Genomic DNA, 26,483 nt, shown 5'->3' with positions numbered 1-26,483 from the left:
AATACGGTATCGACAAATTAAACGCAATTAACTCCGAAAGAGTCCTTAACGGCCTGATACTTGACGCTACTGGAGTCGCGTTGAGTCAACCTTAGTGTTCGTAACCGTAGTTGTGGTGACGGTTTCACTGCCGGGTTTAGCAGGAGCAGCTTTGTCTTTCCTGCCGAACAGCGAAAAATGAACGTACCGTTTCGGATTCTCACGCAGATCGGTCAGGAGTTTTTCGAGACTGGCCGTGGTAGCATTGACATTCTGGTAAAGCTGTTCGTCGGAGGTGAGCTTACCAAGCGACCCTTTACCGCTGTTCACATCAGCCAGAATCCGCTGGAGATTATCAACCGTTTTATTAACAGTAGCCAGCGTTTGTTTAAGTTGCAAACCCTGAAGCGAATCAGCAAACGTATCAGCTTTAGCCAGAATAGGCTTGAGCTGCTGTTCCGTTTCCACCAGCGAAGCCGACAAGCGGCTTACGTTCGCCAGCGTGGCCTTTAAGCCCGCGCGGTTTTCTTCAATCGTGAGGTCAAGCGTTCTGACTCCCTGGTTGGCACTACGTAGCGTTTGATTCAACATAACCCCGGTTTGATCGAACTGGGCCACCACCCGGTTAAGCTGATACGTCAGGGAGTCGACGTTGTTCAATACCGGCAGGGTTTTTTCCCGAATCAAAGCCGATAAACCCGATTCTTTGGCAGCCACCAGCATGCCACCGTCTTCGAGCTGCGGGGCACCCGGCTTGATGGTCAGCAAAATGACTTTGCCACCGAGTAAGCCATCATCGGCCAGCACCGCGCGGGAGCCACGGGTTACAATAATTTTCTTGTCGAGGTCTAACGTAACCAGTAGTTTATTGTCTTGATTCTGAAGGATTTCAATCGCTTTGACCCGACCAACCACCAAGCCATTAATCCGGACCGGGTTTGAGGCTGTCAATCCGTCAATATTGTCGTATACTACCTGATACCTCGTTGACGATGAAAAGAAATCGGATCCTTTCAGAAAGTTGAATCCGAAATAAAACATCAACAACGTTATTACTGCCAGTAAGCCAACTTTTACTTCCTGTGAAACTTTCATGCGTGTAAGAAGAAGAATGACCGTTCAGGGTCACGCCAACCGATTTGGCTTCACGTATAACCAAGTTTGGTGCGTGTTTGTCCCGTAAAGTTGGCGAAAATGGTAAACGGTTCTCCGAAGAACTGGATAAACGGCCAGCTAGTTTGCCGTTTCAATCTCCTGCTTATACTGCGCAAAGGCTTTGTAGATGGCCTCTGAAATCTCATCCTGACCTTCTTCCGACATCAGGTAAAGCTCTTCGGTAGGATTGGTCAGATACCCCGTTTCGATGAGTACGCTGGGCATAGTCGTGCGCCACAACACCAGGAATCCGGCCTGCTTGACGCCGTTGCTTTTTCGGTCGGCATTGTGCCGGAAACTCCGTTCTACTTTCTCGGCAAAATTGATACTGCTTCCCATAAACGCGTGCTGATAGTTGGCCAGCATAATGTGGGCTAAGGGCGAATTGGGGTTAAACCCTTTATACGTCTGCTGGTAGTTTTCCTCTTTCAGAATAACGGCGTTCTCCCGTTTGGCTACGTCCAGATTGCCGTTCGTTTTGTGAAGCCCCATCGTATAGGTTTCCGTCCCATAGACCCGGCTCGACGACGGGCTGGCATTGCAGTGAATCGAAATGAAGAGATCGGCCTTATTTCGATTCGCAATGGCCGACCGTTCGGCCAGTTCAACAAAATGATCCGAAGCACGGGTGTATATTACCCGTATATTCGGCATCTCTTCCTTAATTTTACGACCAAGTTGCAGCACGAGTTTAAGCACCACCCGGGATTCACGCGTCCGGCGGCCAATACAGCCAGGGTCTTTACCGCCGTGCCCGGCATCGAGCACGACCGTGCGGAGCCGGTTAGGAGCCGACTCGGTATCCTGACTGGCTTGGGCCCGACGGATCGTGTCCTGATACAGGCCGGGCGCAGGCAGCACCGTCAGCGCCAGCAGGGGTAGTGCCAGCAGTAACGTTGTTACTATTCCGGGCACCGGACGAAGACGGCGAAGGCCGGTTGAATTAATAATTTTTAACAACGGAAAACGTTCCAAAGCAATAGTGGGATAACTGTTCGTGAATACCTTTGTAAGCCATAGACTTAACGGTCTTTTGGCAAATATAATTTTTCTTATAAATCTGAAAAAAGGATACCTTATTTTGCGGCCTCAGCGGATACGACAGATTTGGGTGCGGATTTTGGCCTGCATTACCGGATTACTATGGGTTGTTACGGCAATGGGACAAAGCAACCCGACGCCCCGACAACCCGGCAAAGGAGGCCTCCCTCCGGCTACGGTACCTGCCCAGCGGGTGCCTGATGCGCCCTCGGGTACACCGTCTGGCAACACGCCTGCTTCGCGTACATCAACCAACAATCCCGCTGCGGGTACGACAACCCCTGGCTCCCAAACCACTGCCGCCCCCCAAACGACACCGGGCATTGTATCACCCAACGTAGTTCGGCCACAATCCCGCATTGGAGCTGACACCTCCCGAATAGCCGCGAATGATTCGGTGAAACGGGACACGGCCCAGACTGCGGACTCATTTCAAACCACTGTCAAATACCAGGCCAAAGATTCAACCATTTATGCCGCTGATGGTCAGACGGTTGAATTATTCGGCGATGCCAGCGTAATATACGGCGATATATCCCTAAAAGCGGATTATATCCGTTTAAATTATCTAACCAACGAGGTATACGCCAAAGGCCGGTACGACTCAACGGCAAAGAAGCAGATTGGTCAGCCTGTCTTTCAGGATGGCGAAGGCAAATACGACGCGAAGGAAATTCGCTATAACTTCAAATCGAAAAAAGGGCGGATTCAGGGCGTGATCACCCAACAGGGCGAAGGCAACATTCGGGGCGTAACGGTGAAGAAAGACGCCGAGGATAACCTGTACATTGGGAAGGCCATTTACACAACCTGTAATCTGGCCACTCCGCACTTCCACATCAACGCCAGTAAACTCAAGGTTATTCACAACAAACAGGTCGTAGCGGGGCCGTTTAATCTGGTTATTAATCAGATTCCGTTACCCATTGGGCTTCCGTTTGGCTTCTTTCCGTTTCCGAAGCGAAAAGAAATTGGCGTTTCGGGCATTCTGGTTCCGCAATACGGTGAAGAACCCAACGGACGGGGATTTTACCTACGCAATGGCGGCTACTACTGGGCGGTGAGCGAAAACCTGGGTATGCAGTTTACTGGTCAGATCTACTCGCGCGGCAGTTGGGGCGCGGGCGTATCAACGGCTTACAATAAACGCTACCGCTATAGTGGCGGAGTTAACTTTCAGTTCAACCGGAACCGCTCCGGCGACCGGGTCGATACCACCCAAACGCCACGTAACGACTTTTCCTTTACGTGGTCGCACTCGCCGGTGCCGCGTGGTCGGGGCAGCTTCTCGGCGAACGTGAACGTCAGCAGCAACAGCTATAATCAGTTTAACTCGTTCAGCACCCAGCAGTATATTTCGAACGTAGCGGGGTCTTCGGTGCAGTATAGCCGCACGTTTGGTCAGTACGTACGGGCCGGGGCCAACGTTCGGGTGAACCAGCAGTTTGGCCAGGTCAACCAGCGAACCGGTGTCCGCGAAAACGGGAAAACCGATATTTCGTCAGACTTCAACATTGGTATCAATCAGATTTCGCCTTTTGCGCTGAAGGGTGGCACCGGGCGGTGGTACGAGAGCTTTCGGGTTGGTCTGGATATCAGCGGCTCGATTGGCGTTAGCAACACCATCCGGCGGCAGGTCGATACCACGGGGTTGGGCTTTCCGGTACTGACGGATATTCCAACGATCAATACCGTTCAACGGCTTCTGGACAGTACCCGGCGGGCCAATAACCTGCGTCTGGGTATTGTTGAGTCCGATCCAAACCTGATTCCGTTCAGCGCAGCAAATGCCAATCGAATCTGGCAGAACCGCGTTGTTCAGGCTCGTTACAGCATTCCGATCTCGCTGCCGAACATCAAACTGTTACGTTATATTAACCTGACGCCGGGCTTCTCGCTGCAAGGAGATATTTATACGAAAAAGCTGAATTACGTATTCTTGCCCGACAGCAACAAAGTTCGGATCGACACCGCCCGTGGTTTTTTCCCCTCCTACAATTTCTCGATTAACGCGAGTATGAATACCCGCTTCTACGGTACGTATTTCATACGCGGCAAACGTATCGAAGCGATCCGTCATACGGTAGCGCCGTCCATATCATTCAGCTACGTTCCTAACTTTAGTGACCCATCCTTTGGACAGTTTCAAATATTGCCCAACACGCCCGGAACAGCGCTGGCCGACTTACCCCTCTACCGCCGGACGCTGTCGGTCTTCCGGGGGTTGGGCGGCAGCGGTGGTAGCGGCAGCACACAGGCAGCCTTTATCTCATTTGGGATTGTGAATCAGCTCGAAATGAAAGTGCGTACCCGTAGCGACTCATCCGGACAGGAGTTTAAGAAAATCCCAATTTTTGATAACTTTAGTCTGACGGGCAGCTATAACCTCTTGGCTCCTGACTTTAAGTTATCGCCCATCGCCGTCAGCGCAAACACGCAGATATTTAAGAATATTAGTTTTAACTTTTCTTCGACCTTCGACCCGTATGCGTACCGCGAATACGGCGGAACCGTTGCTTACGATTTAACTACGTATCCAATTGGAGAAACGCCTGTTACGCCCTTAAGCTATTCGCCAATTCTTTTAGACCCTAACAAGCTAAATAAGGAGAATCCACAATACATACGGGTTCCAAATTTATACGCGGTCCAGGCCGGACAGGGGTTACTGCGCTTAACAAACGTACAGGCCTACGTTAGTGCCCGGTTTGCACCCAAACAGGCGAATAAGCCGAAAACAAGCGCCAATGCAACCGATGCTACGTTGAAGGCTATAAACAACAACCCGGAGCTATACGTTGACTTCAACATCCCCTGGTCGATGAATGTCAGCTACACCTTTGGGTTGTCGAAGATCACCCCTGTAACGCCACAGATCATTCAGGCATTAACGCTGACGGGCGATTTAAGCCTGACCCCGAAGTGGAAAATAACGGTCAACACGGGCTACGATTTCACGTTCAAGAGCCCAACGCTGACCACCATTGGCATTAACCGTGACCTGCACTGCTGGGAGATGGCGTTCAACTGGACCCCGTATTCGGGTAATAACTTCCGGTCGGGTAACTACTCGTTTGATCTACGGGCCCGGTCGTCGATTCTTCAGGAGCTTAAACTCAGCCGTCGCCGGAGTTTCTACGATAACGGCGGATTTTACGGGCGCTAACGTACCGCAAAGAGCGTCTCGCCTTTATCGTAAAAACTGGATGGCCGCGTAGACCGTACCGGTTTGGTTAGTCGTTATAGTAACCTATGAAAATCGCATCGCTGCGTACGATTCTTATTCTTGCGGCTATTCTGGCGGTCAATCTGCTGTCGGCCTTTGTTTTCTTTCGGCTTGACTTAACCGAAGAGAAACGATACACCCTTTCTGAAGCGACCCAGACGCTGTTGCGCGATTTACCAGACGACGTTCACGTTGAGGTCTACTTAACCGGCGACTTGCCACCGGGCTTCAAACGACTCGAAACCGCCGTTCGGGAGACGTTAGACGAATTTCAGGCTAACGCGGGTCAAACCGTTACGTATCGTTTCACCGATCCGGACGCGATTACCAAGGCCGATGAAAAAGCGAAACTGATTGACAAGCTGCAACAGCGCGGTTTGCTGCCCACTAATCTGTTCGCCAATGAAGGTGGTAAGCGGATTGAAAAGCTTATTTTTCCGGGTGCCGTCGTATCCTATAAAGGTAAAGAAGCGGCCGTTCAGCTTCTGAAAGGCAACAAAACCGCGTCTCCGCAGGAACAGCTCAACCAATCATATGAAGGCATTGAATTTCAATTGGCGTCGGCTATTCGGAAACTAACCCAAACCGAAGGCAATCGGCGACGTATCGGTTTGCTGTACGGACATACGCAGGTTCCCCCCTCCCGATTTGCCGACCTACTAGCCTCCGTTCAGGAGAATTACGATTTGTTCTTTATTGATATGAGCAAACCGGGACCAATTGAGGGGCTCGATGCGGTTGTAGTCCCGAAGCCCGACAAGGCCTTCTCTGAAGACGAAATTTTCAAGATCGACCAGTTCGTTGTCAAGGGTGGCCGGGCCTTGTTTTTTGTGGACGGACAGCGGGTTGATTCAGTCAGCAACGAAGGCACGTATGCGCAGCCGCTTGATCTGGGCCTCGACGATCTGTTTTTCCGCTGGGGCATTCGCCTGAACCGCGACGTAATCAAGGATTTTTATTGCGCGCCCATTCCACTCAATGTCGGCAATCTAGGTGATAAGCCGAACATTCAGCTAGTCCCTTGGCGGTTCTATCCGCTGATTAATAACTTCGGCACGAGCGGTAACCCGATTGTCCGCAATCTGGATGCGCTGTTAAGTCGCTTCGTGAGTACGCTTGACACAGTACGGGCACCGGGCATTCAGAAAACACCGTTGCTGTTAACCTCTCCCTATACCAAAGTCTTGAAAGCCCCGGCGCTGATCTCGTATAACGAAGCGCGGCAACAGCCGGACCCGAAAACGTATACGGATGGTGTTAAGATTGTCGGCTGTCTATTGGAAGGGCGGTTTCAATCGTTGTTCGTAAACCGTATTTTACCCGGTGATCCACGCGCCAATGGCTTCCGGGCCGAAGGTGAATCCTCACGAGTCCTCGTCTGCTCGGACGGTGATCTGATCATCAACGATGTCGATTACAAGCGAAACACCCCCTATCCGCTCGGCTTTGACCGATTCACCCGTACTACGTTTGCCAACAAGGATTTTGCCTTGAATTCCATCGACTACCTGGTAGACCCCAATGGAGTTATTGCCGCGCGGGCCCGGACCGTAACGCTTCGGCCGCTGGACAAGATCAAGGTTAACGAAAATCGTACGGTTTGGCAGCTTCTTAACCTACTTGGTCCACTCGTTCTGGTTGGCCTGACAGGAATAATCTGGCAGGTAGCCCGCCGACAGAAGTATGCGAAGTAGTTAGTGATTAATGCTTATTAGGAGTTATTTGTAATAGAGAGTTGCTGGCGCAGCGTCAGCTTTTTCATAACCAGCACCAATAACTACTTTTCTCTAGCTCGCTTATAAATCAGGATACCCGCCATGAGCAGAGCAGTAAACGCGACCAGCCCCAGCAAGCCCCACAGCATTCCGAGTGCATCTTTGACCACAACCAGGAATACAATGCTGAATAAGAACAACGTAGCGACTTCGTTCCAGATGCGCAATTGGGTTGACGTGTAACGTAACTCCCCGCGTTGCTGCTGCCGGAACAGGAAATGGCAAATGATGTGATACGCGTAAAGGCCCGCGACAAACATAAGTTTGTAGATCAGCCAGGAAGGCGTGGCACCGTAGTTATACCAGGTGCTTAGGCCCAGAAGGAGCGTAAGCAAAGCCGATGGCCACGTAATGCCGTACCACAGGCGTCGCTGCATAAGGGCCAGTTGCGTTTGCAGAATTGTACGGGTGGGTTCTGGCTGCTCAGCCGCTTCGGTAACATAAATAAACAGGCGCGGTATGTAAAAAAGACCCGCAAACCAGGTGACCACGAAAATGATGTGCAGAGATTTTATGTAAAAAAATGCCATCCGTCACAATACCTTATTCAACCGCAAATTTCATAAGCCATTGCGCCACCGTCGCGCTTGTTACGTTAAAAACAAGGTTTGGAAACAAACCCAGCGCTAACGCCATAAACCCAAGCGGGATTAATAGCAATTTTTCGCGGGCTGTCAGATCCGTTAATGTCACTCCGGCTTCGTGCCGACTCCAGTATGGACCGAAGAACATCCGTTGCAAGGTCCACAGAAAATAGCCCGCAGCTAACAGAATACCCGTTGTCGCGACGGCCGTCAGCCAGCCGGGGAGCCAGGCCGACTGGAAACTTCCCATCAGCGTAAACAACTCCCCAACGAAGCCCGAAAATCCGGGGAGCCCCAGCGATCCAAAGAAGGCAACGGCGGTTAAGGCTGCGTATTGCGGCATTGGCTGCATCAGTCCCCGGTACGAGTCGATCCGTCGGTCGTGGGTGCGGTCGTATACAACCCCGGCAATCAGAAACAACATGGCCGACAGAACGCCGTGGCTGACCATTTGGTACACGGCGCCGTTGATACCTTCGGCGGTCAGCGAAGCTACGCCCAACAGCACGAAACCCATGTGGGAAACTGACGAATAGGCGATCATCTTTTTGACGTCGTTCTGCGCCAGGGCGTTTAAACCACCGTATACAATAGATAGTGTTCCTAATATTGCCAGCGTTTTGGCGTACTCCGCCCCACCGTCGGGAAAGAAATTCCAGGCAATCCGCAGGAATCCGTACCCACCGATTTTCAGCAATACGCCAGCCAGTACCACCGATACAGGGGTTGGAGCCTCAACGTGTGCATCGGGCAGCCATGTATGCACCGGAACAATAGGCAGTTTGATAGCAAAGCCGATAAACACCGCCCAGAAGGCCAGCATCCGGGCGGGCAAGCCCAACACGATTGGCTCGGCGGCTGGATTCAGAAAAGCGTCGGGCAGGTAATTTCCCCCATCAGCCAGGTAACGCATATCGAAAGTATGAACGATCTGCGCCGGATTAAGCTGTCCATTCTGCAGGTTCGTCTGAACAAGTTGATAAATCTCGTCGGAAACCAGCGACGGATCGTCAACATACCCAGCCAGAACCGCCGTACTCACCGGGTCGATAACCGACAGGTACAGCCCGATCATAACCAGCAAGATCAGGAGCGAGCCCAATAGTGTATACAGAAAAAATTTGATCGACGCGTATTCCCGACGTGGCCCGCCCCATAAGCCGATCAGAAAATACATTGGCAGGAGCATAAACTCGAAGAAAAGAAAGAACAGGAAGAAATCGAGCGCCAGAAAGCAGCCCATGATCGTGCCCGTCAGGAGCAGGTAAAGCGCGTAGTACGCTTTGCTTTTTTCGGTAATGGTCGTCCAAGAAGAGATTACACCGACAACCATCACCACCGCCGATAAGACAACCAGCGGCAGGCTCATACCATCGACACCGACCAGATAGTCGATAGAGACAATACCCAGATTACCAAGCGGCAAGGTGATCCAGTCGGTTTGTTCGAGCAGCTGATAACCGGCCAGGCTTTTATCAAAGGCGGCATAAACCATAATCGCCAGCACCAGGTCAGCCAACGTAACGCCCAAAGCAATTTTGCGAAACTGCGCGGTTTGACCTTCCGGCAGCAAGGCTACCAGCAACGACCCAAGCAGTGGAATAAAAATCAGTAGCGAAAGAATCATATATATATCCGGCAGCACCCGCTACCGGCCTTTAGGACAACGACAGCTCAGCGCTGCCGACGACAGTTAAAGCAACCACCAAAGCACGATCAATAACCCAACAACAGCCGCTGTAATGTATGACTGCACCCGACCGTTTTGCACCGACCGGGCAATTCGCCCGAGCCGGCCGGCCAGCCAGACCGCCCCGTTCACGAGTCCATCGACGCCGTACCGGTCTACTCCGCTGGTCAGATAAGCCAGTACCACCGTTGAGACGCCCGCCCCGTTGACAGCCCTATCAACCGCCCGTTGGTCCGTGCGAGTTAAAAGTACCGCTAGTTTTAGCGCTGGGTTGATGATGAAGTATTGATAGATTGTATCCAAAAAGCCGTACTCAACGGATAAGCGGACGTAACTGCGCGTATGGTTCGGTTCTTTCATCCGGAAGCCTATCCAACCACCCAGCAATACCAGGCTAATCGACGCGGGTGCTAACCACCAGCTGGTATGTTCCTCGGCCATCGGCATCACCGCAAAGAACCAGCTTCCATGCGCCGAAAACGGATTCAACGAAAACCAGAATGCAATCGATAGTACGGCCAGCACGACCATCGGACCGCGCATAAGCCAGTCGGGTTCGTGTGCCTGCGCCAGTGGCTGGTTTTGGTTTCTGTAGTCACTGAAGAAGATCAACCGCCACTGTCGGGCCATATAGAGCGCTGTTAAGCCAGACGAAATCAGCAGCGATACGGGAATCAGGTACGATAAGCCATCACTTTGTGCATCTGCCCAGGCGAAGGCTCCGCCTAGAATCGCTTCTTTGGACAGAAAGCCTGAAAATAACGGAAGTCCGGCTAAAGCGGCTGCACAGATCGAATAAACCAGAAAGGTTGTGGGTAAGGCTTTACGCAACCCGCCCATGTGCCTCATATCCTGCGTATGCACCGCGTGAATAACAGCTCCAGCGCTCAGGAAAAGTCCGGCTTTGAAAAAGGCGTGGGTAAGCAGATGGAACATAGCGCCACTCACATGACCAGTACCCATCCCGGCCACCATCAGCCCTAATTGCGATACCGTCGAGAAAGCCAGGACCTTCTTGATATCCGTTTGAAACAAGGCCGAATACCCGCCCCATACGGTAGTAATTGTACCAATCAGCGTAATCACGACCAACGCATCGGGCGACAGCAACGGGTGGATACGGGCCAGCAGAAAGATACCGGCGGCTACCATCGTTGCCGCGTGCAGCAGGGCCGATACGGGCGTCGGGCCTTCCATGGCGTCGGGAAGCCACGTTAGCAACGGAAACTGGGCTGATTTACCGACGCATCCCATAAACAGGCACAAGCCCACGGCAGTCGGCGGCACAGCAAACGCCCCATCGGTCAGTAAAGCCGACAGCTCTAACGTACCGTAATAGTGATAGGTAAGAAAAATACCGATCAGGAAACCCATATCCCCTACCCGGTTCATCAGAAATGCTTTCTTAGCGGCCTGACTCGCACCAGGTCGTTCGGCATAGAACCCGATGAGCAGATACGACGCCAACCCGACCAGCTCCCAGAATCCGTACAGGACCAGCAGGTTACCGGCCAGCACAATACCCAGCATGGAGCCGATAAACAACTGTAAATAGGCAAAATAACGGGCGGCCTGACTCGGGCTATGCGCAAACTCCTCCCGCATGTACGAGACTGAAAACAGTTGAACGAGCAGCGCAACAAAATGAACCAGGATCAGCATTAACGCCGTAAGCGCATCGAGCCGGAAACTAATCGGGAATGTGAGCTGGGTAAACGTGGCCCACTGCGCCTGATACGTTACCGGCTGCTCAGGCAACTGAATGGCCAACACCACCGAAGCAACGAGTCCAACGGTAGTTATGGCAACCGCCAACCCGCTTACCGTACGCTGCTTGATAGCCGCCAGCACCAGCGCTCCGCTAAACGGCAATCCCAGCAAAATAGCAATCAAAAGGCGTAGTCGTGCGTCGTCGGGCATCGGTGCTGATTAATCCTCGCGCAAATATCCCCAATCCAGCGTCTCTAAACAAACTCGGTTACTGACTACCCAGAGGTGAACAGAATTGAGCAGCAAAACACACCTGTTTATTGGTTCGTTGTTGTACGGCTTTATAGCCAATCGGACCAATCAGTCAGGCTATTCTTTTCTTATATAACCGCACCTGCTATCGCTATTCGGCCTCAAATTGACCCGTATCACCAGCGTTTCGACCTACGCAACGGCGCGCAACGTAACACCACCGCTTAATGATGACTGAACCGCTCATTCACAGCAAATTATGACTTCGGATAAGTAAATAGATAGGGGACGTGCAAGTGGTATGTCTTTTTGATAGATTTGCTTCTAATCGCCTTCTACACCTCTTATTCTCAGTCACATGACAACCACGGCTACGATTAATCTACCCTGGGTCGAATCGCCATTTTTCAATCAGGAACTTCAGGCTGCAAATCTGGACCCAGCCACCGCCGAGCAGGTACGCCGGTATGCTGACGATGGCTACTTGATTTTTGATCCCGAAATCGACGAAGCAGTACTCGACCGGGCTGTTGCGGAGGTACAGCCGCTGTATGGTAATGACCTCAGGAAGCAGGATGCCTGGCAAACGGTTGAAGCCGTCCGGCAAATTGCGCTGGCTCCTAAAATCATGGAGACGCTTCGATTGCTGTATCGCCGGGAGCCGATTCCGTTTCAAACCCTGAACTTCCCGGTCGGCACGCAGCAGCGCACACACTCGGATTCGATTCATTTCAACTCCATCCCCCAACGATTCATGTGTGGGGTTTGGGTAGCACTGGAAGATGTCCGCGCCGACAACGGGCCGCTACACTACTATCCCGGCAGCCATAAACTTCCGTTTTATGATTTGATCGACATGGGGCTAAAAGGCTCGGAAGCGCAGACGGTGGAAGAGATTTACGGCGGAACATACGCACGATATGAGGAGCGACTAGAAGAAATTGTTCAGGCACACGGTCTGAAAAAAGCCGTTCTCAACATGCCGAAGGGCAAGGCCATTATCTGGTCGGCGAATCTGCTGCACGGGGGCGAAAAAATTCTGACACCCGGCGCATCACGGCATAGTCAGGTTACGCATTACTTCTTCGAAAACTGCGTGTATTACACGCCCCTGCGGTCCGACGCTACGTTAGATAAGCTCTACGTTCGCAAGATCACGAACATTGCCACCGGCCAGCCCGTACCGAACAAGTATTTCAATCAACAACTGGCCTACGACAGTGAGGGTTATGCCAAACGCTACACAATTCCGGCTCCGGTACGGCGGTTAGGTCGGTTTGTACCCCGTTTCCTGATCAACATAATCAGGCGTTAGAACAAAGCCGCTGTTTTTAACCAGCCCGTCACGCTGAGCCGTTCGCGGGTGGCGGGTAATACTTCGTGTTCCAGTCGGCCGCTTTCGAAGCAAACCAATCGCCCACCCAGGGGCGCAATCGTCAAGGTTTTTTCGGTGCCGTCCGGCTCGGGTACGTACAGAGCCAGTTGCCCACCGTCACTTTCCTGCCAGTCGGTGTTCAGGTAGCAGATCACCGAAAGTTTCCGACGTGAGTCGCTGCGAAACTGATCGAGGTGGCGTTTGTAAAAGGTACCGGGCGGATACAGCGCGTAGTGAAATTCGTAATCCCGCAACCCTAAGTAGCAGGTCTGGTTTACGTAGTCGACGAATTCGCCGATCCGTTGCAAAAAAGCGGTTTCTTCAGGGGTAGCCGTATCGGCATCGAGCCACAGGATTTCATCGCCCCGAATCTGGCTCTCGACCGTTACCTGCTGGTTGCCGATGGCCGCAGCCCTGAACTGCCCGGCCTGTCGGCGTTCGCGGAGTCGCGTAGCCAGCGCGGTGACTTCGTCAGCCGTCAGAAAATTATCGTGAATGCCGTAGCCATCGGTCGTAATACTATCGATGATCGGCTCGAAAAGCGTTTCCATACGCATGCAAACAACTAGTAGTTAGTGTTTCAACTCATTAAGTTCGTCCAGTTGCGCCGTGCGGAAATGGCGATACACCTGAAGAACAATAGCCAGCGCAACCGCCGACTCAGCAGCAGCCACAACCATCACGAACAAGCTGAACATCTGCCCCTGCAACCGATCCGGATCGTATTGACTAAAGGCAACCAGGTTGATGTTTACCGCATTCAGCATTAGTTCGATACCCATCAGGACAACAATAGCGTGCCGTTTCAACACCACTACGGCCAGACCGATGCTGAATAACGCGGCTCCAACCAGCAAAAACAAATGACTAGGAACGGGTTCCATTTTTCAGGGTTTTAAACGAGGGAGCTGCCAGATAAGTTGCGCCAACTAAAGCGGCCAGCAACAGAATACCGGCTATTTCGAACGGGACTACGTACTCGGTCATCAGTTGCTTGCCTATCGTATGTATGGTGCTTTGCCAACCAACCGGTTGCTTCAGCAGAGCAAAATCGGCTCGGACCAGCAGGGTGTACAGAGCAATAAACAGACTAGCCGTTAGTAACAAAGCCGCAATCCAGCTTCGGTTGGCCGTCAGAACGCGGTTAGGAGCCTGACTATTTGTATCCGCAGGCGACTCCGGCTTGTGCGTTAGCATGACGCCAAAAATAACCAGCACCAAAACACCCCCGACGTAAATCATAATCTGGGCCACTGCCAGAAAGTCAGCGCTGGCCAGCACGAACAATCCGGCAACGCCCAACAGGGTTAGTAGGAGAAAAAAAGCCGCATAGAGCACATTTCGGGTGAGCAAAATGGCCAGGGCACTGATTAGGGTAAGCGCGGCAAAGGCGTAAAAAGCAAGCTGAACCACGGATTCGGTTAGTTAGGTGAATGCAGATACGATTTATTCAGGCCTACACAGTTTCTCCGTCGTTTTCCGGTTTCGACTGGTCAGCATCGGGTTTTGGTCGCATGGTCGGTCGGAACGCAGGTTTAGGTTTAGGCGGCTGTTCGGATGACGACTCGGTTTGCTCCTTCCCGGCTGAGGCTTCGCTCGTCGGTTCTATGGTTGCCGGGCTCGTCGGCTTCATCGTCGGCCGGAAGGCGGACTTCGGCTTTGCCGGTTCCGACGTAGCAGCCCCATCCGGCTCCCCTACGTCCGGTGCCTTCGCAGCCGGTTTCATGGTTGGCCGGAAGGCGGGTTTTGGTTTGAGCTCCTCAACTGGCGGTGTTACGTCGGCCTTGGCCTTATTTTCCTCGCTGGCCGCTTCGGCGTTGGGCTTCATCGCCGGGCGGAATGTCGATTTCGCCTTGGGGACTTCGGCATGCAACGGATCAGTCGTTGCTTCTGCCGGAGCCGCTGGTTTCATCGTTGGTCGGAACGCAGGCTTTGCTTTCGCCGGTTCAGCCGTTGACTGCGAATCGACCGCTTCTGACGTATCAACTGGCTTAGGGGGCTTCATCGTCGGGCGAAACCCAGGCTTGGGTTTGGGTGCTTCCGCATCCGGTTGCACAACTGCGTTAGCTTCTTCAGCCGCCGTCGGTTTCATCGTCGGGCGGAAGGCTGGTTTTGGTTTAGGTGTTTCAGCCGGAGCTTCAGCGCTGGGCACTTCCGGAGACGTCCTGGGCGTTGGTGGCTTCATCGTCGGCCGGAACGCGGGCTTAGCCACCACTGGCTTATTTTCCTTATTGGCTTCGGTCTTGTTTTCCGCAAGTGGCGGTTGAGCCTGGTCAGGAACCGGAGGGTGGCCAGCGGGCCTCTGAGTTGGCTTGAATACAGGACGTTTCTTAGCTTCCAAGCCACCCTGCGCGATCTGTTGCATTTCGTCCGGCGTGGCATCGGTCACTGGGTGCTCAATAGCCCCGTGGGTCGAGTTTTCGGTGGGGTCGGGTGGGGCAGCCGGTTTGGCAGTTGGCCGAAACACGGGGCGCTTGGGTGCCGCTGCGGTCTCACTCGCTTGGGTAGCCTGTGCCGCCTTGGCAGCGACTTGGGCGGCTTTAGCTTCTTCTTTCTCTCGAACGAACTGTTCGTAGAACGCCCGTTTTTCGTCGGCCTGTTCCGGGGTTAACTCAGCGAAACTGTAAGTTAACTTACCTAACTCGAATTCGCTGTAATCAAACTTTTTGTCCATCGTCAGGCACTCCGTAGGGCATACCACGGTACACAGCCCACAATAGCAGCACTTGGCCATGTCGATGTCGAACGTAGCGGCATACAATCGAATGGGCGACCCATCCGACGCACGGCCTATCTCTTCAGTTGCCTTGATGGCGTCGATTGTAATGCAATCGACCGGGCAAACCTTCGCGCATTTATCGCAGACGATACAATCTTCGATTTCGTTACGTAGCCGATAGCGGCCATTGTCGGGAATGGGCAGCTGTTCGTGCGGATATTGAAGCGTAACGAGGCCGTTCTGCTGATCGAAGTAGTTATCGCTCGCAATGCCCATCGGCGTCCGGCGCTGCGTGGCATCGCGCAGGTGACGTAACGTCAGACTTAGCCCCTTAAGTGTCGTCCGAATACCGGACTTTATATCGTCAAAGTAAGGCATTTAAAAGAGTGAAAGAGCGAACGAATGAAAGGGTGAACTGACAAGGTTGATAATCCGCTCTTTCATTCGTTCGCTCTTTCGCTAAATGGTTGGAAACCGGTTGGGTTCGGCCTCGCTCATCAGCGAATACACGATCTCAATGACATCGTCAACGTTCGGTTTCGAAAAATAATCGCCGTCGGATCCGTACGGCGGACGGTGGGCTTTTGCAGCTAACGTGCGCGGAGCCGAATCCAGATAGCGATACGCGTTCTGTTCTTCAACCACTTTCTGCATCATATAGGCCGATGCGCCACCGGGTACATCTTCATCGGCAAACACCACCCGACTGGTTTTTTGAATCGACTGCACAATGGACTCATGCACATCGAACGGCAGCAGCGTCTGTACGTCAATCACCTCTACGTTTATGCCCAACTGAGCCAGTTGCCCGGCTGCTTCCAGGACAATCCGGCACATGGAACCGTAAGTCACAACCGTTACGTCCGTACCGGCCCGCAATATCTCTGGTACTCCCAATGGAACACAAAACTCCGCTAGATTGTCAGGAACCCGTTCTTTTAACCGGTATCCGTTCAGCGATTCGATGAGCAAGGCCGGATCATCGCCCTGAATCAAGGTGTTATAAAACCCAACGGCCTGGGTCATGTTGCGGGGTACCAATACGTGTAATCCCCGTAAGCTGCTGAGCATAGCCCCCATGGGCGAACCCGAATGCCAGATTCCTTCCAGGCGGTGCCCCCGTGTCCGGATAATTACCGGCGATTTCTGGCCGCCTTTCGTCCGATAAAGAAGCGTGGCCAGGTCATCAGTCAACGTAGCGAGGGCATAGAAAATATAATCGAAATACTGAATCTCAACGATGGGCCGCAGGCCTCGCATGGCCAGCCCAATGCCTTGTCCGATAATCGTTGTCTCACGGATTCCGGTGTCGGTTATACGAGCTTCACCGTATTTCTCCTGTAAACCAGCAAAACCCTGATTCACGTCGCCAATGAGGCCGACATCCTCGCCCAACGCCACCACCCGAGCGTCGCGCCCGAACAGACTATCGAAGTAACGCTGCATTAACAGGTAGCCGTCAACAGTTGGGCTTTCGTCGGTATACTGCGCGGGTACACCTTCGATGAGCATAGGCGACTCCGGCGATTGACTATATAGATGCGAGCTGAACCGTTCGGCATTCTCGGCATTGGTCCGTTCCAGCCAGGCGTATAACCTTTGGCGGCCTACCCCCTGGTCATTACGTAATATCCGCAGGGCCTTACGTACAGCGGCTGTTGCATCACGGCGCAGGGGCGAAAACGCTTTACGCAGTTCTTCGCGAACAGCCATCAGTTCGGCTGATTTGGCATGATGGCTAGCCGCCTGCTGCAACAAATCAAGCGCTTCATCGAAGTCGCTTTTCATCGACGTTTGGAACGCATTCCAGGCATCCAGACGTGCTTTCTTGGTTACCTGCTTCGCTTCGTTTTCAATCGCGTCCAGCTCATCGTGCGTGGCATAACCGTTTTCCAGAATCCATTGCCGGAACGTTACGTTGCAGTCGTGCGCGGCTTCCCAGGCCAGGCGCTCTTTTGATTTATACCGTTCGTGCGAACCAGAGGTCGAATGGCCTTGTGGCTGCGTAAGCTCCTGTACGTGAACAAGGACTGGTACGTGTTCCTTACGGCAGATGCGGGCCGCCCGTTGGTACGTTTCCAGCAAGGCAACGTAATCCCAGCCTTTCACGGTAAAAATCTCAAAGCCCCGCTCCTCAGCATCGCGCTGGAAACCAGCAAGTGCTTTTGATATACTTCCTTTCGTGGTCTGGTACTCAACCGGTACCGATATACCATAACCATCATCCCAAACCGACATCAGTAAAGGCACCTGCAACACACCAGCGGCATTCATGGTTTCCCAGAACATGCCCTGCGAGGTGGAGGCATCACCAATGGTAGCGAACACTACCTCATTGCCATTGCGCGAAAACTGAGCTAGTTCACTCAATGCCGGATTGGTCCGAAAGAGTTTAGACGCATAAGCTAAGCCAAGCGACCTGGGAATCTGACCGGCCGTTGGCGCGATGTCACAAACGGAGTTGAACATCTCGGTCTGATTACGCCATAGGCCCTGATTGTCCAGCCAGCGCGTAGCGTAATGACCGTTCATCGACCGGCCGGCCGTATTTGGGTCACGCGTTACGTCTGCATCAGCATACAATTGAGCGAAAAACTCGGTCCACTGCAATTCGCCCAGGGCCGCTACAAACGTCTGATCCCGATAATAACCCGACCGGAAGTCACCTCGCTCAAAGGCGTGAGCGGCAGCCAGTTGGGCTAATTCTTTACCATCGCCGAAAATACCGAATTTGGCCCGCCCGCCCATTACATCGCGCCGTCCTAACAAACTAACCTGTCGGCTTTCGCAAGCCAGCCGGTAATCGGATAGGATTTTTTCGGGGACCAGAATATCAGTCGAGCGAAGTTGTTCGTTTGCTATCACAACAGAGCTACGGGTTGAAAGCGTACAACAATCAATTTATTGATGAAGTGTTTGGTAGCCAACAAGTCAGCAACCAAGTGAAAGTAAAAATAAGGTAAAACATCACAGCTTTCAAAAAAACGATTTTCTGCGTTTCTTTGTTGACCGGACAGCGACCAACAAGAATTTGGCAAACTGTTTGCATTAACAACGTTTTTTGAAGTACATTATCTTAACAACCAAACCATAATTCCGTTTAGTCCAATGAAAAAGTTTTTTTCACTTTTCGTAGCTTTATTTGTGTTCGTCGCAGTTGGCTACGCTCAGAAGGGAGTAATGAAATTCTCTGAGGAAACGCACGATTTTGGTAAAATCGAGCAAGGTAAGCCAGTTACGCACGTGTTCACCTTCAAGAATACAGGTACCGATCCAGTCATTATCAACGATGCGCAGGCATCGTGCGGCTGCACCAAGCCAAGCTGGACTCGTGAGCCGGTTATGCCCGGTAAAACAGGTACTGTATCGGCTACGTTCAACGCGGCTGCGGGTGGCCAGTTCACCAAAACGGTGACGGTAACGAGCAACGCGGAAGCAGGACAAACGGTTTTATATCTGAAGGGCGAAGTGGTTTCGCAAAAAGCAGCTGAAACAGCTGCGGCCCCAGCCACATCGGCTCCCGCTAAGAAAAAAGGCACAAAAACTTCACGCTAACACGCTGAAGGGTTAATAGTGTGGTTGAGAAAGGCATTTGGTAGTGTACCGAATGCCTTTTTTTATTTCTTTTCATCACTTATCCAGCTCTGTAGCCGACCGGCAGACCCAGTTTCCACTCTTCCCAAACTTGCTACACCCCTTGACGCTAAGGCTTATCTTCGCCTTGTGTTCAGCTTCGCACTACGCCCATGGCACCACCTCAGTACTGGTAGCTTTCCCTTCTTTTTGATTGCCTCACTTCCGCTTTTATCCACACACTGACGAAGCAGTTTACTGCTGTACAGTACTAATGGGTTGAACGCAGCAAAAATCCGTTTGTGCTACGTTGAATACCTACCGCCTTAAAATCACATATCTTCATGTTTTTCATAATTCTCGGTATTTTGGTGCTTATCACCGGATTTGCCGTTAATACTCCTGCGCTCACAATCTCGCGCTTTTCCCGTCCTCTCAAAGTAATGGGCGTCATTCTGATGGCGCTTGGCTTACTTACGGCCAGTATCCGTCAAATTGACGCAGGTAGTGTAGGCGTCATTTCACTGTTTGGAAATGTAAGCGATCGTTCGCTTAACTCCGGCTTAAATTTCGTCAATCCGTTAGCTACTGTTACCGAGTTTGACATCAAAACTCAGAACTATACCATGTCGGCAACGCATGACGAGGGAATGAAAGAAGGAGATGATGCCATTCGGGTTCTAACGGCCGATGGGCTGGAAGTCATTATTGACCTAACAGTTCTGTACCGGGTCGTACCTACCGATGCGCCCAGAATATACCAGCAGATCGGGCCTGATTATACTAATAAGATTGTTCGTCCCATCACTCGCACTCGTATTCGGGATAATGCTGTTTACTACGATGCTGTAGCCTTGTATTCAACCCGGCGCGATGAATTTCAGGGACGTATCTATAAAACGATCGAATATGATTTCCGCAAGCGGGGCCTGATGCTGGAGCAGTTGCTGATTCGCAATATCGATCTGCCCGCTTCGGTCAAGAAAACGATTGAATCAAAAATTAATGCCGAGCAGGAAGCTCAGAAAATGCAGTTTGTTCTTCAGAAAGAACGTCAGGAAGCCGAACGAAAGCGCGTAGAAGCCCAGGGGATAGCCGACTACCAGAAAATTCTTTCCACCGGTCTTAGTGACAAGCAGCTCCAATACGAGCAGATTAAAGCGCAACGTGAACTGGCCGCATCGCCGAACGCTAAGATTGTCATTATGGGCGGGCGAGGCAATGTACCTCTAATTTTAAATGATCGATAAGCGCATACCAATCTGTATTCTGCTCAGCATTTGCAGGTTTTAACATCAGGACAGCCGCGCGGCTGTCCTTTCTTTTTGTAATTTACCGATCCCTTCCTAAAATACTTTTTTGCATGCAAACTGCTACCAATACTGCCCAGGAAACCGCCATTGCTCAGCCAGCCCCTGTCCGACGTTTACTTTCGCTCGACGCGTTACGGGGCTTTGATATGTTCTGGATCATGGGTGGGGAAGAAATTTTTCACGTACTGGCCAAAACAACCGGCTGGGCCTGGGCTATTCTGATGGCAGATCAGTTTACGCATGTCGACTGGAACGGATACCGGCCGTACGACAATATTTTTCCGTTGTTTTTATTTCTGGCGGGCGTATCTACTCCTTATTCCGTTGGTAGCCGACTGGCAAAAGGAGATTCTAAAGCAAAGCTGTCCCGGAAGATCATCACACGCGGGCTCCTGCTGGTAGTGCTCGGCATTATCCATAACAATGGCTTATTCGAAAACTCATTCGACGAAATGCGCTTTCCGAGTGTACTGGGCCGAATAGGTCTGGCGGGCATGTTTGCGCAGCTGATTTATGTGTACGTCCGTAACGAACGAGCGCGCTACGGAATTTTTGCCGGATTGCTATTGGGGTATTGGGCGTTGCTGATGCTCGTGCCAGTACCGGGTTACGGTGCGGGTAATCTGACGATGGAAGGCAGTCTGGTCGGCTACGTAGATCGACTGCTTATACCAGGTCGACTGTATAAAGTGGTGCATGACCCCGAGGGATTGCTCGGTATTTTGCCCGCTATCGGCACCGGTTTGCTGGGCATTTTCGCCGGAACGCAGCTGCGACGCCGGGACATTGGCGAAGGGCGCAAACTTCAGCGTCTAGCCTTGGCGGGCGTTGTCTGTCTGGCTATCGGCTGGCTATGGCATTTGGTGTTTCCAGTCAACAAAAATCTGTGGACCAGTTCATTTGTGCTGGTAGCAGGCGGCTGGAGCTTGCTGCTGCTCAGTTTGTTCTATTGGATCATCGACGTACGTAACAATCGTCGGTGGGCGTTTTTCTTTGTCGTTATCGGCATGAATTCCATCCTGATTTATCTCGTTGGCGATGTCATTGATTTCGAGCACACATCGCGCTATCTGTTCAATGGCGTGCTTCAGTTCTTCGCCAAACCCGTTCAGGCCCTAGGTGCCGTACTTGGATTTCTGGCCGTAAAGTGGGCGTTTCTTTACTTTCTGTACAAAAAGAATGTATTCCTGCGTGTGTAGATGGGGCGGTGAGTCTGTCTGCCGCACGTGCCGACTAACAACGTAGCTCAGGTCGGCGAAGCGCATAGTTTGGGGAAGATTGCCTAATTTTGGCTATTCATCTGTTAACTATTATGGCCTTAAAACAACAAATCGACGCCGATATTAAACAAGCGATGCTGGCTAAAGACCAGGACCGTCTGCGGGCACTGCGCGCTATCAAATCCATGATTCTGCTGGAAGAAACGAAGGAAGGCGCTCATGGTGAACTGAAGCCGGAGGACGAAACCAAAATCTTAACGAAGGCCGTCAAGCAACGTAAAGACTCGGCTGACATCTACCGCCAGCAAGGCCGCGAAGACCTGCTGAAAACGGAAGAAGTGGAAATTGCGATCATCGAGAATTACCTGCCAAAACAGCTTTCAGAAGACCAATTAAGAGAAAAGCTACAGGCGATTATCTCGCAGGTCGGTGCGTCGGCTCCCTCAGATATGGGTAAGGTAATGGGCGTCGCTACTAAAGAGCTTGCCGGACAGGCCGACGGCAAAGCCATCTCAACGATGGTGAAGCAGCTTTTGCAGTGAGGAAATGAAAGAGCGAACGGCTGAGTCACTCTTTCATTTCCTCTTTCACTCTTTCAAAAGTTGAATACCCTCGACATTTTTATGATTATCCCCCTGGCGTGGGGCGCATTTAACGGATACCGTAAAGGCCTCCTGATTGAGATCGTTGCGGTTATTGCGTTTGTTATTGCCATGATCGTCGGGTTCAAGTTTCTGGCGTTCGGCATTGACCTGCTGAGTCCGTACACCAGCCGGGAACTGGCTCGTAAACTTTTGCCATGGCTAGGCTTTTCAGTAATCTTTTTCCCTACTGTGTTCATGGTCAACCAGATGGGGTTTGCCCTGCGTCGGTCGCTCAAATACACGATGCTGGGCACGTTCGACAGCGTAGCCGGTGCTGCGGTAGGTCTTTTTACGTGGGTTTTTGGAATTAGTGTAATCCTTTGGTTGTTCAGCTATATGGGGGTTAAAATGCCCCCCCGCCATACCGACGGCGCGTTCTTATATCCTTACATTCTGCCTGTTGCGCCGAACGTGATGGACAAAGCTGCCGTATGGGTGCCGAAAGGATTAGAAGCCGGAAAGAAGTGGCGGGCAGATACTATAAAGAGTGAATGAATGGATAAACTATATCGCCCATGCACTCTTTCGCTCTTTAACTAATGAAAAAAGACATACGTAAGCTAACGGCCGCACAGCTTAAAGACTGGCTGACGGAGCAGGGGGAACAGGGATTCCGGGCGAAGCAGATTCACGAGTGGCTCTGGAAGAAATCGGCCTTGTCGTTTGAGCAGATGACCAACCTGTCGGTGCCGACGAGAAATCTGCTGAATACGCATTTTGAAATTCGCCCCCTCACAGTCGATCAGCAGCAACGTAGTAGCGATGGTACCATTAAGTCGTCGTTTCGACTGTTCGACGGAAATCTGGTAGAAGGCGTTCTGATTCCGGCTTTACGGAATGACGACAATAACCGGATGACGGCCTGCGTATCGAGTCAGGTGGGCTGCTCACTGACGTGCAAGTTCTGCGCCACGGGTTATATGGACCGGAAGCGGAATCTGGAAGCCTCCGAAATTTATGACCAGGTTGTCGCCATTGACCGGCAGGCGAAAGAGAACTATAATGTTCCTCTGTCGAACATTGTCTACATGGGCATGGGCGAGCCGTTACTGAATTATAAGAACGTACTGGAATCAGTTGATCGCATTACGTCGCCGGACGGCCTGGGCATGTCGCCCAAGCGGATTACGGTGTCAACGGCGGGTATTGCCAAGATGATTAAGCAACTGGGTGATGACGACGTGAAATTCAACCTGGCGCTGTCGTTGCACGCGGCCAATGACCAGAAGCGCGACCAGATTATGCCCATCAACGAAAGCAATACGCTACAGGCCTTAGGCGATTCATTGGGTTACTTCTACAAGAAAACAGGCACTCGGATTACGTTTGAATATATCCTGTTTTACAATTTCAATGATACGCTTCAGGACGCTCAGGAGCTTTGGAAGTTCACCAGGCGCGTACCGGCCAAAGTAAACATCATCGAGTACAATCCGATTGCGGAAGCAAACTTCAAAAATACCGATCCGCAAACCCTCGACCGATTTGCCGATTTTCTGGAGAATAAAGGCGTTACGGTAAATGTCCGGCGAAGTCGGGGTAAAGATATTGATGCGGCCTGTGGGCAATTGGCAGGTAAAAAATGATGGGGCTTACGAGCCCCATTTTTGTTGCTTAACAATTTGGTAATATGGCTCTCCCTTGTTTGCCGTACTTTTGCAAACATAATTGGCTCACAGATCCGCTGTTTGCCTGATCATAGAAGACAAACCTCTCATGTTTGGATTAGAAACGGATGTTTTTATCCTCCTGTTTATCAGCCTGTTCGCTGCCTGCGCTTTTGAATTTGTCAACGGGTTTCACGATACTGCCAACGCAGTTGCCACTGTCATTTATACCAATTCGCTAAAACCAACCATTGCGGTTGTCTGGTCAGGTATCTGCAATTTCACGGGTGTTCTGCTGGGCGGTATTGGGGTAGCGATGGGTATCGTTAACCTGTTGCCAGTTGAATTACTAGTTGATCAGAACGTTTACCACAGTATAGCGATGGTGCTAGCCTTGCTGATTAGTGCTATCATCTGGAACCTCGGTACGTGGTACTTTGGGCTGCCCAGCTCTAGTTCGCACACGCTCATTGGCTCCATTCTTGGCGTTGGACTTGCCTTTGCTACGTTGCCCGATAATAAAACCGGGTCGGCCGTAAACTGGGAAAAAGCCATTGAAACGGGGCAGGCCCTGTTACTATCTCCACTACTCGGGTTCAGCCTGGTCATTATCATCATGTTTTTTATCCGCCGGACAGTGCCCCAAGAAACTAAGGATCAGCTTTTCAAGGAGCCTAAGAAAAACGCGCCCCCACCAGCCTGGATTCGCGGCATCCTGATTGCTACCTGTTCGCTGGTTAGTTTCTTCCACGGCAGCAACGACGGTCAGAAAGGCGTTGGCCTGATAATGCTTATCCTGATCGGAGTTGTGCCCTTCCATTTTGCAATCAAAACGGACCTTGACCCTCGTCTCCTTCAACCTAATATCGCAGGTATTGAGCAGACCGCTGCGGCCATCAATGCCAAACAGCTTTCTCCTACTAATCAGGCTCGCCTGGCCCGCACCCAGACCGAACTGTCGGAGTTGAAAGCCTTAATCAACGGGCCGCTGGTCGACAATCGCATTCCGCAGGAAAAACGCCTGGACGTACGGCGGGACCTGTTGCTGATCAATAGTAACATGAACAAGATTGTGGAAGATGAAGGAGCCAATTTGAGTCCGAACCAACTTACCGTTCTCAAAACCAACCTGAGCGAAGAAAGCGGATTACGCCGGTATACGGACTACGCTCCGTTGTGGGTCATTTTAATGATTGCGCTTTCCTTAGGGCTGGGCACCATGATTGGCTGGCGCCGGATCGTCGTTACCGTCGGCGAAAAGATCGGGAAGCAACATTTGACCTATGCGCAGGGCGCGTCGGCCGAATTAACCGCAGCTACCATGATCGGGCTGGCGTCCTGGATGAAACTGCCCGTTAGCACTACGCACGTCCTGTCTTCGGGGATTGCGGGCAGCATGGTCGCCAACAAAGGAATTAAGAATTTACAGGCTGGAACCGTTCGGAACATCGCGCTGGCGTGGGTGCTTACTTTACCCGTTTCCATGCTGCTGTCGTTTACCCTGTATATTTTCTTCCGCTGGGTCCTATAACGAATTGGTAATGCCTGTTCACTTTACCCATTCCGGAGCGTCCTGCTCGATGGCGTGTCTGACTTTGGCAACAATATCGTCAACGGACTCGTCCGGACCGAATTGCAGCGGCTCTTTAAAGCGAACCGTGAGCAACGTATTGCGCTTCTTAAACCGCAGTCCTTTCTTATCAAATGCTCTGCGAAATCCGTTAATCACCACCGGCACTACAATTGGTTCATTGTTTTTGATCAGGTGGCCGGTTCCCTTTCGTACGGGCGCATAAGGGCTGGTGGTTCCCTGCGGGAAGCTGACGACCCAACCGTGCGCCAGTGCTTTGGCTATTTTGTCGTTGGCCGACGTATCGACAGACCGCTGAACTTCACGGCCCTCGGCTCGCCACGAGCGCTCAATCGTCAACGCCCCTCCAGCCGCGAATATGCGCGGCACGAAGCCTTTGTTCATCGTTTCGGAAGCTGCTACGTAGTACTGTCTGGCGCGCGGCCCCAGTAGATAAACGGGAGGAAGCATGGTATTCTGAAACCCCCATTTGACGGCGCAGAAAATGTGAAAGAAAGCAATCACATCGGCAAAATACGTCTGGTGGTTCGACAGGAATAAGACGTTGTTGATTGGGAGATTTTCCAGATTCTCCGTGCCTTCGATCTGAATTCGATTGACAACTGTGTAGCGTGCATACGTAAGCCAGCCCACGATGGCAATTAGCATTCGCCTTACCAAGAGTGAATTGCCAAACGGGTCACGCTCGAAAATGCCGAGCACATCCAGCGGCATCAAAAACTTGGGCAGGTAGCTGAATTTAGTTGGCTTAATGTATTTCATGGAGGTTAAGCTGGCACGTAGTCAGTAAAGTTACAAGGTCGTTACAATGTTTTCAAGAAATAGTGCAAACGGCCAAATCACAAATAAAAAGCCTGCAAGAGCCGTATGCAAGTTCGGGCTTACGAAAGTAAACCAATCCGAAATTTAGCCTGTTTGTCTTCGCAATTGATATAATTCCTAGCGAGTGCCATTCCAGATGTAATTCCGACCCTAACCGCCTGGATACTCTGCACATGCACATTGCCTGAACATTGGCGCTGGATAAAG

At 51.7% G+C, this 26,483-nt stretch carries 21 protein-coding genes; 10 read left to right on the top strand and 11 right to left on the bottom strand.

Annotated elements, in window-relative coordinates:
* Window positions 1–66 precede the first annotated feature (66 nt).
* Both ACYVBJ_RS12040 and ACYVBJ_RS12035 read right to left on the bottom strand, forming a co-directional pair.
* Window positions 67–1,074, bottom strand: a complete 1,008-nt coding sequence (locus tag ACYVBJ_RS12040) for an MlaD family protein (RefSeq protein ID WP_460982547.1) — start codon at window positions 1,072–1,074, stop codon at window positions 67–69.
* Window positions 1,075–1,212: 138 nt separating this feature from the next.
* Window positions 1,213–2,040 carry an N-acetylmuramoyl-L-alanine amidase family protein gene (locus tag ACYVBJ_RS12035; protein WP_460982735.1) on the bottom strand — a complete coding sequence of 276 codons (828 nt, stop codon included), beginning with the start codon at window positions 2,038–2,040 and terminating at the stop codon, window positions 1,213–1,215.
* Window positions 2,041–2,293: 253 nt separating this feature from the next.
* On the opposite strand from ACYVBJ_RS12035, the gene ACYVBJ_RS12030 reads away from it, so the two are divergent.
* Window positions 2,294–5,341 (top strand): putative LPS assembly protein LptD, encoded by a 3,048-nt coding sequence (locus ACYVBJ_RS12030; protein WP_460982546.1) that lies wholly within the window; start codon window positions 2,294–2,296, stop codon window positions 5,339–5,341.
* Between the two features lie 86 nt (window positions 5,342–5,427).
* On the top strand, window positions 5,428–7,095 hold the full coding sequence (gldG, locus tag ACYVBJ_RS12025) for a gliding motility-associated ABC transporter substrate-binding protein GldG (RefSeq protein ID WP_460982545.1): 1,668 nt from the start codon (window positions 5,428–5,430) through the stop codon (window positions 7,093–7,095).
* A gap of 83 nt (window positions 7,096–7,178) precedes the next feature.
* Here gldG and ACYVBJ_RS12020 read toward each other — a convergent pair whose 3' ends face one another.
* The 3 genes from ACYVBJ_RS12020 to ACYVBJ_RS12010 all read right to left on the bottom strand — a co-directional run bounded on the left by ACYVBJ_RS12020 (window position 7,179) and on the right by ACYVBJ_RS12010 (window position 11,370).
* Window positions 7,179–7,706, bottom strand: a complete 528-nt coding sequence (locus ACYVBJ_RS12020; protein ID WP_460982544.1) for a CopD family protein — start codon at window positions 7,704–7,706, stop codon at window positions 7,179–7,181.
* Between the two features lie 13 nt (window positions 7,707–7,719).
* Entirely contained in the window at window positions 7,720–9,387 is a 1,668-nt protein-coding gene (locus ACYVBJ_RS12015; protein WP_460982543.1) for a complex I subunit 4 family protein, read from the bottom strand.
* A 66-nt stretch (window positions 9,388–9,453) separates the two neighbouring features.
* Window positions 9,454–11,370: an NADH-quinone oxidoreductase subunit 5 family protein gene (locus ACYVBJ_RS12010; RefSeq protein WP_460982542.1), complete on the bottom strand. Its 1,917-nt coding sequence runs from the start codon at window positions 11,368–11,370 to the stop codon at window positions 9,454–9,456.
* 400 nt (window positions 11,371–11,770) lie between these two features.
* Between ACYVBJ_RS12010 and ACYVBJ_RS12005 the strand changes: the two genes are divergently transcribed.
* Window positions 11,771–12,727, top strand: coding sequence for a phytanoyl-CoA dioxygenase family protein (locus tag ACYVBJ_RS12005; protein WP_460982541.1), 957 nt, complete (start codon window positions 11,771–11,773; stop codon window positions 12,725–12,727).
* Here the strand turns inward: ACYVBJ_RS12005 and ACYVBJ_RS12000 are convergent.
* The 5 genes from ACYVBJ_RS12000 to ACYVBJ_RS11980 form a co-directional block, all read right to left on the bottom strand.
* Window positions 12,724–13,338 (bottom strand): 2OG-Fe(II) oxygenase, encoded by a 615-nt coding sequence (locus ACYVBJ_RS12000; RefSeq protein WP_460982540.1) that lies wholly within the window; start codon window positions 13,336–13,338, stop codon window positions 12,724–12,726. The genes ACYVBJ_RS12005 and ACYVBJ_RS12000 overlap by 4 nt on opposite strands.
* Window positions 13,339–13,359: 21 nt before the next feature.
* Window positions 13,360–13,671: an NADH-quinone oxidoreductase subunit NuoK gene (gene nuoK / locus ACYVBJ_RS11995; RefSeq protein ID WP_460982539.1), complete on the bottom strand. Its 312-nt coding sequence runs from the start codon at window positions 13,669–13,671 to the stop codon at window positions 13,360–13,362.
* Window positions 13,655–14,200 (bottom strand): NADH-quinone oxidoreductase subunit J family protein, encoded by a 546-nt coding sequence (locus ACYVBJ_RS11990; protein WP_460982538.1) that lies wholly within the window; start codon window positions 14,198–14,200, stop codon window positions 13,655–13,657. Before ACYVBJ_RS11990 ends, nuoK begins: the two co-directional genes overlap by 17 nt.
* 43 nt (window positions 14,201–14,243) lie before the next feature.
* Window positions 14,244–15,884, bottom strand: a complete 1,641-nt coding sequence (locus ACYVBJ_RS11985; RefSeq protein ID WP_460982537.1) for a 4Fe-4S dicluster domain-containing protein — start codon at window positions 15,882–15,884, stop codon at window positions 14,244–14,246.
* 81 nt (window positions 15,885–15,965) lie between these two features.
* On the bottom strand, window positions 15,966–18,371 hold the full coding sequence (locus ACYVBJ_RS11980) for an alpha-ketoacid dehydrogenase subunit alpha/beta (RefSeq protein WP_460982536.1): 2,406 nt from the start codon (window positions 18,369–18,371) through the stop codon (window positions 15,966–15,968).
* 243 nt (window positions 18,372–18,614) lie between these two features.
* Between ACYVBJ_RS11980 and ACYVBJ_RS11975 the strand changes: the two genes are divergently transcribed.
* The 7 genes from ACYVBJ_RS11975 to ACYVBJ_RS11945 all read left to right on the top strand — a co-directional run bounded on the left by ACYVBJ_RS11975 (window position 18,615) and on the right by ACYVBJ_RS11945 (window position 25,394).
* Window positions 18,615–19,061, top strand: coding sequence for a DUF1573 domain-containing protein (locus ACYVBJ_RS11975; RefSeq protein WP_460982535.1), 447 nt, complete (start codon window positions 18,615–18,617; stop codon window positions 19,059–19,061).
* A 362-nt stretch (window positions 19,062–19,423) separates the two neighbouring features.
* On the top strand, window positions 19,424–20,329 hold the full coding sequence (locus ACYVBJ_RS11970; protein WP_460982534.1) for a prohibitin family protein: 906 nt from the start codon (window positions 19,424–19,426) through the stop codon (window positions 20,327–20,329).
* Between the two features lie 113 nt (window positions 20,330–20,442).
* Window positions 20,443–21,591: an acyltransferase family protein gene (locus tag ACYVBJ_RS11965; RefSeq protein WP_460982533.1), complete on the top strand. Its 1,149-nt coding sequence runs from the start codon at window positions 20,443–20,445 to the stop codon at window positions 21,589–21,591.
* Window positions 21,592–21,704: 113 nt separating this feature from the next.
* Window positions 21,705–22,154 (top strand): GatB/YqeY domain-containing protein, encoded by a 450-nt coding sequence (locus ACYVBJ_RS11960; RefSeq protein ID WP_460982532.1) that lies wholly within the window; start codon window positions 21,705–21,707, stop codon window positions 22,152–22,154.
* A gap of 81 nt (window positions 22,155–22,235) precedes the next feature.
* Complete coding sequence (locus ACYVBJ_RS11955) at window positions 22,236–22,751, top strand: CvpA family protein (RefSeq protein ID WP_460982531.1); 516 nt, start codon at window positions 22,236–22,238, stop codon at window positions 22,749–22,751.
* 44 nt (window positions 22,752–22,795) lie between these two features.
* A complete protein-coding gene (gene rlmN, locus ACYVBJ_RS11950; protein WP_460982530.1) occupies window positions 22,796–23,842 on the top strand; it encodes a dual-specificity RNA methyltransferase RlmN in 1,047 nt (348 codons plus the stop codon).
* A 130-nt stretch (window positions 23,843–23,972) separates the two neighbouring features.
* Entirely contained in the window at window positions 23,973–25,394 is a 1,422-nt protein-coding gene (locus tag ACYVBJ_RS11945) for an inorganic phosphate transporter (protein ID WP_460982529.1), read from the top strand.
* A gap of 18 nt (window positions 25,395–25,412) precedes the next feature.
* Here the strand turns inward: ACYVBJ_RS11945 and ACYVBJ_RS11940 are convergent, their stop codons facing one another.
* Window positions 25,413–26,216 carry a lysophospholipid acyltransferase family protein gene (locus ACYVBJ_RS11940; RefSeq protein WP_460982528.1) on the bottom strand — a complete coding sequence of 268 codons (804 nt, stop codon included), beginning with the start codon at window positions 26,214–26,216 and terminating at the stop codon, window positions 25,413–25,415.
* Between the last annotated feature and the right edge of the window lie 267 nt (window positions 26,217–26,483).

The sequence above is a fragment of the Spirosoma fluminis genome, assembly GCF_054778895.1.
This window is presented reverse-complemented; position numbering and strand designations above follow the sequence as displayed.